This is a genomic window from Phocaeicola coprocola DSM 17136, assembly GCF_000154845.1.
GTDB classification, from domain to species: Bacteria; Bacteroidota; Bacteroidia; order Bacteroidales; family Bacteroidaceae; genus Phocaeicola; species Phocaeicola coprocola.
Genome location: NZ_DS981508.1, coordinates 1 through 8758, shown reverse-complemented (window position 1 = coordinate 8758; position 8758 = coordinate 1). Strand labels below are relative to the sequence as shown.

Annotated in this window: 8 protein-coding genes and 3 pseudogenes; 2 read left to right on the top strand and 9 right to left on the bottom strand. The window is 36.5% G+C overall.

Annotated features, from left to right (window positions below):
* On the top strand, positions 1–1164 hold a 1164-nt coding region (locus tag BACCOP_RS17070), incomplete at its 5' end, for an ISL3 family transposase (RefSeq protein WP_007571318.1).
* On the opposite strand, the gene BACCOP_RS17065 is transcribed toward BACCOP_RS17070, so the two are convergent.
* The 4 genes and pseudogenes from BACCOP_RS17065 to BACCOP_RS17050 form a co-directional block, all read right to left on the bottom strand.
* On the bottom strand, positions 1139–1612 hold the full coding sequence (locus tag BACCOP_RS17065) for a hypothetical protein (RefSeq protein WP_007571316.1): 474 nt from the start codon (positions 1610–1612) through the stop codon (positions 1139–1141). The genes BACCOP_RS17070 and BACCOP_RS17065 overlap by 26 nt on opposite strands.
* 77 nt (positions 1613–1689) lie before the next feature.
* A pseudogene (locus BACCOP_RS17060) lies at positions 1690–2172 on the bottom strand (site-specific integrase); the annotation flags it as partial.
* A gap of 37 nt (positions 2173–2209) precedes the next feature.
* Positions 2210–3373 (bottom strand): IS4 family transposase, encoded by a 1164-nt coding sequence (locus BACCOP_RS17055; protein ID WP_007564783.1) that lies wholly within the window; start codon positions 3371–3373, stop codon positions 2210–2212.
* Positions 3374–3497: 124 nt separating this feature from the next.
* Positions 3498–4238, bottom strand: a pseudogene (locus BACCOP_RS17050) (phage integrase SAM-like domain and Arm DNA-binding domain-containing protein); the annotation flags it as partial.
* A 68-nt stretch (positions 4239–4306) separates the two neighbouring features.
* Between BACCOP_RS17050 and BACCOP_RS21240 the strand changes: the two are divergent.
* Positions 4307–4780 (top strand): annotated as a pseudogene (locus BACCOP_RS21240) (hypothetical protein); the annotation flags it as partial.
* 854 nt (positions 4781–5634) lie between these two features.
* Here the strand turns inward: BACCOP_RS21240 and BACCOP_RS17040 are convergent.
* The 5 genes from BACCOP_RS17040 to BACCOP_RS17015 form a co-directional block, all read right to left on the bottom strand.
* Positions 5635–6102, bottom strand: a complete 468-nt coding sequence (locus tag BACCOP_RS17040; protein ID WP_007569774.1) for a hypothetical protein — start codon at positions 6100–6102, stop codon at positions 5635–5637.
* Positions 6103–6123: 21 nt separating this feature from the next.
* Positions 6124–6759: an XAC2610-related protein gene (locus BACCOP_RS17035; RefSeq protein ID WP_007569772.1), complete on the bottom strand. Its 636-nt coding sequence runs from the start codon at positions 6757–6759 to the stop codon at positions 6124–6126.
* Positions 6759–7619: a penicillin-binding transpeptidase domain-containing protein gene (locus BACCOP_RS17030; RefSeq protein WP_007569770.1), complete on the bottom strand. Its 861-nt coding sequence runs from the start codon at positions 7617–7619 to the stop codon at positions 6759–6761. The genes BACCOP_RS17035 and BACCOP_RS17030 overlap by 1 nt, the downstream gene beginning before the upstream one ends.
* A gap of 412 nt (positions 7620–8031) precedes the next feature.
* Positions 8032–8376: a hypothetical protein gene (locus BACCOP_RS17020; RefSeq protein WP_007569768.1), complete on the bottom strand. Its 345-nt coding sequence runs from the start codon at positions 8374–8376 to the stop codon at positions 8032–8034.
* Positions 8377–8388: 12 nt separating this feature from the next.
* Positions 8389–8682 (bottom strand): hypothetical protein, encoded by a 294-nt coding sequence (locus BACCOP_RS17015; protein WP_007569767.1) that lies wholly within the window; start codon positions 8680–8682, stop codon positions 8389–8391.
* Positions 8683–8758: the final 76 nt, after the last annotated feature.

Genomic DNA, 8758 nt, shown 5'->3' with positions numbered 1-8758 from the left:
GGCAGAAACATAATCCTTGACAGGTACTCGTTGCTTGCTGACAACACCAGCTACTCTAAGGAGTTTGCTGATGTCTTAAAAAAATATTTGGATACCTACCCGATAACGGCCCGCTCGCCGGGGCTATACTTTAAGGTAGATGGCAATAACCTGGAGCGTGCTTACAAGGATCATCTGAGCGGTTTCCGTAATTGGGAACAAGCCAGTCATGCAGAGGACTGGGTGCTGCATCCTAAGAACATAGGCAAACGGCTGGGCATTGACGAGACCATGCTCCACAAGGACCTGATGACATTCTTGACCAACAAAGAAGGGCATGGCAAACGTCACACCTTAATAGCAGCTGTAAAAGGCACTAAGGCATCAGACATTATCAATGTTCTTATGCAGATACCGCAGGAACAGCGAGAGCAGGTCGAGGAAGTTACCATGGACTTCTCTGACAGCATGTTTGCTGTCGTCACAGAAGCCTTTCCCAATGCAGCCATAGTCATTGACTGCTTCCATATCGTCAAACGTTGTATCGAAGCAGTGGAGGAACTCCGCCTCAAAGCTAAACGAGAAGCACAGAAAGCACAAAACAAGGAGAAGGCCATGTTCAAAAAGAAACTTGAACAGCTGGTAAAGAGCCGTAAATACTACCGCAAGAAACATCCAAAGAAATACAAAGGCAAGAAGCGGGGACGCAAGCCACAGAGGTTGAACAAACGCTTCAGGCCAACCATGCTTGCCAATGGCGAAACTGTCATAGAACTACTGACAAGAAGCAAGCATCTGCTGAGTGTGAGTGGTGAAAAATGGACTGACAGGCAGAAAACACGTGCAAAGATACTTTTCAGGATGTTCCCAAAGATAAAGGATGCATATACTTTGATTTGTAGCCTAAGAAGCGTGTTTAGCAACAAGTCTATCGACCGGGGTACTGCTAAGGTTAAACTGCATGAGTGGTATCAGAAGGTTTCAGTTTGTACGTTGCGTGAAGTAAAGGCTGCAAGGGATGCCATCAAGTACAAGGAAGAAGAAGTACTAAATTACTTCATAAACAGATCAACCAATGCTCATGCTGAATCTCTTAACTCTAAGTTGAAAGGCTTTAGAGCACAACTACGCGGTGTGCAGGATTTACCTTTCTTTATGTTCAGAGCATCCATAATCTTTGGATAACATGATTATATTGCCACGGACTTATGCAACTGTGCCGATTTTTTAGGCTAATTCTCTTATCAGGTGAGGTAATGGTAATATTAACATCGTTACTATTTTCAATTAATGAAATGCACTCTTTACAGAAATCTGATATTGAATGTTCTTCTATATTTGTATCTTCATAGAAACAACTTTCTGTAAAATCTGTAATAAATAAAAACAACAGCCATAGTTTATCTGAATCCAGTTGGTAAATATTTATAGTAGATTTGATTTTTTCATTTTGGCTATATTCTTGATAGGCTTTTTGAAATGTTTCATTTAGAGTTTCGTATCTTGCTTTAAAAATGCTTTTAGCATGAATTGAAGCATTCAATTTGGAATATTCATCATTAAATTTTGGTAAGTGGCAATATCCCATAGCAACGAAAGTGATATATTCAAGATTTTCTTCTGTTAGTTCCATTGTTAATAATTATAGGTTTATATGCAAAAGTAAAAAAGAAAATCCCACTCACAATAACTGCAAGTGGGATAATCATTTTAAAGTAAATTCTTCATTGCATCGTCCATTTGTTCATTATCAAAGCTATCAAGGTATATTTGGGTGGTTGCTAAATCAGAATGCCCTAACGCTTCACTTATCAATGCTATGTTTACTCCAGATTTTTTAAGAACACTGGCAAATGAGTGGCGAGCAACATAGGTTGTAACGTTAGCTTCAACCCCAAGTTGTGCTGCAAGCAGTTTTAGGTTTTTATTGACTTTGCCAAGTAGCTTGTGTATTCTGTTCTGTTTCTGTAAGGCGGTTTTGTGAACCTTACTATCCAAAATCGGAAATAAATATCCTCTGCCTGTTTTTGAATATTTCTCTATTATCCGCATGGCTTCCTGTGGTATTCCTATCTTTATTTGTTTTCCTGTTTTCTGACGGATATAATGCAGTCTACCACTTTGAATATTCTCATGTGTTAAATTAGCTATATCTGTAAAATTGATTCCACCACATAGATAGCTGAAAATAAAACATTAGTGTCCCGTTAAAATCGGGACGAATTAAATATTAATCAAACAACCCCGGGAAAAGGGGATTTAATTGCTCTTTGACATCATTGAAATTAGTCTTATTGAACAACTCTTGTAAAGGTGTTTTATCCGTTAATGAAATGCTCAAAATCTGTAGGACCTCATAGGTCGAACGGCTTAAGTGCAAATCATGTTGGATAATAGCTACCAAACAATAAGTGATAATAGCCACACTTATCTGAATACGGACTGCGTTTTCTGTGGTGCCCCAGAACCTTTTGATTTTAAGGTGCTGCTTCAACCATTTGAAGAACAGTTCTACAAGCCATCTCTTTTTATAGAGATTAGCTACATCAAGTGCAGATATATGTTTGGCATTTGTCAGGAAGGTAAATTCACGATCATCTTCTTCATCATAGAACCTGATAATCCTGAATGATTCCGGATACTTCTTTTCAGAGGTATATCCTGATAATTTCACTTCAGCATCAGATAGTATATTCTTTGGTAGTCTGCGTTTCCATTTGCAGAACTTAAATTTAAGATTCGACTTGGCTCTTACGACAAAGAAAGAGCCAGTAAGATGAATCCGATATAGTTCCTTAAACGAATCATACGCTCTATCAAAAATATAGTATGCATTTGGTTCATAATGAATTGCAGACATTGCTGTTGAGTCATGTTTTGAAGCTGTGGTTACTGTAAAAAAAGCCGGAACCTGAGCCTCAATGTCATAAAGGACATGTGCCTTGACTCCACCTTTTTTACTTCGAAATTTAGCCCAAGGAAATGTTGCCAAACATAACGGAATGGTGGTTGAATCAAAAGCGTACTTCTTTCCTTCGATATCCAGAATATGAGTAGCTCGTTTATCACTGGCTTCTTTCATCATGAAGAATGCAAAATCTTCAAAGATTCTGTAATCCCTATTTTGGTTAGCTGATGCAAGTGTGGTTTTGGCCAAGGGTTCACGACCCAATCCCAAATGATAACACTTGGCTTGATGTGCTTCCAATGCAACAATCAGGTCGCGTAGGCTCTCACGATTGCTTAGCTGTCCGAACATCATAGCAAGAAGCTGGTTCCAGCAAGTGAAATGTTTGACGTAACGATTTCCATCGTATTTGTCCACGATTCTTCTGAATTTATTGTTGTTCAAAAACTCTACCAATTGAGCGAAAACATATTTGTCTTGATTCATTTGAAGCCATTTGATTTGGTTTCAAAGGTACAATTTCAAATCGTCGCGCTTTACAAATAGAGTATAATAAGCTATATTTCAGTTATTTCAAAGAACTATTTATCCACTTTTACGGGACAGTAATGAAAATAAAAATATCTTTACTCAACTCAATATACTGCCGCTTCCCCATAGGTTGAACTTCTGTTTTAAACTTCAGTACGTCAGTTTTAGCAATAGCTCTTTTTTGAGTTGTAGTATTGAACTTGTTGATTTTATATTCATTAAAAGGATAATCAGAAACTCGAGCACATTTGGCATTGATAGCTTTATTGTATGTACTCCGTAAGGTACGAAACATCAAACTGATAGTTGTATCTTTATTACCTTTAGAGCGTAACCACTTTTCATATTTAGTTAGCCATATAGTATCAATATCACTAAATGGAATATTAAGTTTTCCTTTAGTAAAAGTTTTAATAGAGTTTAAAGATGCCTTATATATAAGACGGTTTCCGCATTTATCTTCACAAGCATATTGCTCTATTAAATTACAATAAAACTCCTCTACTGTTTTCAATGTAAACGTGACACAGTCTTTATTCAATAAGGTTGCAACGGTATAATCTTTCTGCTCACAAATTAGCTGTAACATGCGCTGCTGAAATTCCATCTGCTTATTGAGAATAATTTTCTGAATATATTCCTTATTGGGACAACATGCTTTAAGTGTATTTTTCTTAAAGTCCCAATATTTAGGATTTACTGATATTCCTAAACTTTGGTATTTCTTTTTACCGTCTTTACAAATGCGAAGCATTAAAGGGTGTTCGCCATTAGATAAAATCTTAGATGTGTAACATACGACATTTACAGTTGCATTCATCGTTTTTTGGTTTAACTCTCGGTTTAACTCACATGGTTAAACTATAGGTAAAACCAGCTTATTTCAAACGAGTAGGAGGAAAACGAAGTAGTTTTCTTCCTACTTTCGTTTTCCGACCTCTCACACCACCGTACGTGCCGTTCGGCATACGGCGGTTCTTTACTATGGATGCCTTTCGTATTCTTCGAAAGACACTTCCACGACATCTTCTTCAACCATCCATTTGTAGGTCTGCGCTCCTTTATACCCTTCGGATTCCGTCCTATCTCTTTAAAGGTAGCCCAATACTTCTGTTTTGGTTTTATGCATTCGTTCCAACAAACGGTAGTTTTCAGTTATGCCGTTTAAATAAAGTTTGGTCCTTCCCTATAGGCATACATGCCTTGGGTACTACGACCTCTGCTGACTTCTCACGGCAAGCTTTACTCCATCATGGTACTTCGAATCATTCATCCTCACCATATGTCCGTGAGACCTCCTCGGATAAGGGTATTAACTTTCAATCTTATGTCTGCTCCATTTACACTAACCGTCCCGAATAGCTATAGGGCTTTAGTTTGTTTCGCAACCTTACCCACGGTCATATGCCTTATATGAAGTTTCTGTTCGTCAGACCAGATGTTTGCCGCCAGCTTCTTTCAGATTCCAACTCGCGATGGACACCCTTGCTTTTGGCTGTATGATTCCCGCTATTAGGGCTCATTGGGGACTTGCACCCGTTAGCTAATACTCATGCCGAGCATACAAACAAAAAATCAGAAGCTTATATCAAATAAACTCCTGATTATCAACGAGAGCGGTAAGCGGGACTCGAACCCGTGACCCTTAGCTTGGGAAGCTAATGTCCTTTAATCCGTAGGATTAAAGGCAACCAACTGAGCTACTTCCGTTTATATCTTATTAGAAGAAGTCCTTTCAAGTTGCGGTTTACATGTTGGTTTACACGTAAACAAGATAGATTCAACAATAAATTAATAATCTCTTTGCAGCTTCAAACTGCACCACAAAGTTAGTCAATATTACGCTGTTATGCAATGATTCTTTCTTATAGTTTTGCTTTTGACTATCAGTTTTTTATCTATCTAATGATATAGTATATAATAGTATAGAGTAGCTTTTCTGCTAACTCAAAAAACATTCATATACTGTATTCCATTATATAATAGAATAGCGGTAGCTAAATCAGCAACGGGTATGTAAAGCCGTTTTTCTCAAAAATCTGTCTGCTGGAAATACGCTTCAATTACTTGGTATTCTCTGTAACTCTGAATAGAGTTGTATAACACATAGTTTATGGTTAATAGATATTTGTTCAGAACTGAAAAAGCCAACTTATCCGTAATTGGGTAGGTTGGCTTTTTGCGTATAGGTTTACGAAGAATACTATTGCAATCTCTTAATTGTTTTTGTTATAGACAAATACGTTGAGAACTCCATCAGGAGAATCTACTGGATAATATGCAATATATTCATATTCACCTAAGCACTGCCATAAGAAATTAAATTCATGCGGAAGTTCGGGAAACTTTTCAATCAGATTCTCTTTAGTTATCTCTTCATTTACATAAATATCACAGCGGTTTATTATATAGAAATATTGCTCCTCCGTGAATGGATGAAATTCTGTAACATAAGCACCGCCATCCAATCCCGAAGAACTATATGATGGTCTGAACTTTATACTTTGCTCCACTTCATTTATCCTAAGTTCTGTTTCAATATAGTCCGTATTAGTTGATAAATCTCCTAAATAGATGCCATAAGCATAATACACATTGGGGTCTTCTTCATTGTCATCACTGCAAGAAGTGAAATTCACGCACAAGGCTAATAAAACCATTCCAACTAATCTAAATATTTTCATTTCTATTTGATTTTTAAATAATTATTCTGATTGTACTAATTCAACTTTATCTCCTTTTAGTTGATAGGTATTATTGATAGTATTGTTCCATCCATTAGAGCCGTAAACAGTAATGGTCTTGTTCTTTGAATCAAACTCACATTGTCCGTTTTCTAATTCTGTAAATGGTGCTTCTGCTTTCCGTATAAAGTAACCGTATGGGCTAATATCGTACACATCATAGGCATTTGATTCTCTTGAACCACTTTTATAGCGGTTGATAATAAACTCATCTTCTCCATCAAAATCAACATCAGAAAAGAAGAAAGGAGAATCATCCGAAAGGTATTCTTCGCTCTCTAATTTGGCTGTATAGTCCAATTCTATAACAGTGTTGTGCGGATATGTGTTACCCTTATCATACAGAATCTTATCAGTCCATTTCTCCGCAAAGTAGTAGTATTGTACTCCTTGTTTCTCTAAACAGAATAGAGCATTACCTACCTCACCATATTGCAACCACATAACCTTTACTGTATATCCGTTTATAGGCTGTTTGTATTTTATGTATATATGTGGCTGATTAAAGCACTCAAATTCTTGCGGAACAGATGTCTTGTCTGTTTTGCAAGCCGCTAAACTAAGTAGCCCAATAATGATAAATAGCAATCTTCTCATTATCTTTCATTCATAATATCAACAATCTGCCTAAAAACATCACCTGCCATCAGTCCACCGCTTGCAGGTAATTCTGTCTTATTAATGGTAACGATAACACTGTATTTCGGATTATCGGCAGGGAAGTAACCGCAAAATTCTACCGCATATTCACCGTTCGGAAGTTGAATTGTTCCCGTTGCTCCAGCTACTTTAACTTTATCTGATTGGGCAGGTTTAGCTAATCCATTAGAAACAGAGTATTCCAATGCTTCTTTTATGGCAGTCTTACTTTTAGCTATGTAATTAAAGAAAGTCAAGTTCTGTAATGGAGTGGTGAGAATGCCATATCCCAAAGGATTATAAACAAGACTTGTGTCTTTCACTTGATAACCATACTTTGCAAGTGCTTCCGAAAAGGCTTGTTCATTCTCAAATACTTTTTTTACTATTTTGTAATTGGCGATATTGGATGCTACTCCAAAGCCTTGTTCCACTGTGATTTTTCCATATCCACCCCTATGCCAATTATGGTCGCACAATGTATCTTTACCAATAGCTAAGACACCATCTGCAACATCTATCGAATCGGATAGTTTGACTGCCTTTGTTTCCAATACTGCCAAAAGTGAAGCGATACGCACTAATCCCGATTCTTGCAGAATAGAATCAGAACCAACAGAAACTTTAATTTCTCCCGTCCGTACTTCCATTATAATAACTTGCCCTACCGTAGCATTAAGTTCGGATAGCTTGTTTTGCAGGATAGAATCAACACTTACTTGTAAAGTGCTGTCTATGGTAGAAACTTGTTCCGCTTTTTGTTTGGTGCAGGCTATAAATGTAGCTATGCTAATTAAAAGGATAACAGTATTTTTCATGGTAGTTTATGTAAATGGAAATATCATTCATTACTCTTATAAAAGCAATATGCCATTATTACAATATTTATAATATTGTATAAAATAGTTAGGATAACAGCGACACTATCCCACATGCTTTCCCAATGATTAGCCATAAGTGCAAGAAATCCAGTGACAAATAGAATTGTACATGCCCCGTCCATATCACGCCCATTTTTTATTCTACTCTTATTCAGCTATAATCGCGGAAATACAAGCTATTCCAGAGTATGTGTATATTCTATAATTACTAATTTCCACTAATGTACAAGATGACATATCAACCCATGAACATACAATATTCCAAGCAATAAGCCCGACTATAAAATAAATGATAGCTGCAATAATCAGACATACAATATATTTGAGAATATCCATAATTATCAAGATGTTATTTGCTATTAATCCGCTTATAAACAAGTATAACGGTTTGTCCTCTAAAAGTTCCTCCTATGGTAATTCTACTTAATACACCATTCACTCTATTAGAAACGATTACCACTCCACTTTCACCAAAGCCTTTGTATTCGTAACCATCTTTAGATATTAGAGTAACGGTCTCATTTTTATAAGTTACAGTAGCTTTAGATTCACTAATAAGATGGGCTGTAATATTTGAAGCACTTACAGTCGTCACTTTCTCATTGTCAATAACTGCATAATCAAACTTGTATTCATCAGCATATAGATTGATACTGAATGCGATTAATATGAATGCTAAGAATTTGAATTTCATACATACTTCTATTTAATGTGAACACATAGATACTAAAACCAATAATCCAACAATAGTAGCAATTATTGACATACATCCAGTTTTATTCAGTTCCTTGTCTTTGAATCCATTCTCCAAGCCGTTTTTAATAAAAATACATGCAAAGAATCCTCCTGCGATAATACCCAAAAGTACCCATAAGGACATTCCAAAATTAGAAGTTCCACCGTTATCCCATCTACCACGATTACCAATGTCTGCAAATAGATAAGTAGTATTGAGGAATAGCACGATAAAAAACAACACGCATTTATTTAACTGCTTCATACTTAGCTACTTTAATTATATATTATTGAGGTTTGAATCATATTGGGCTGTTATCTAAGCTATCTTTTGTGGAATC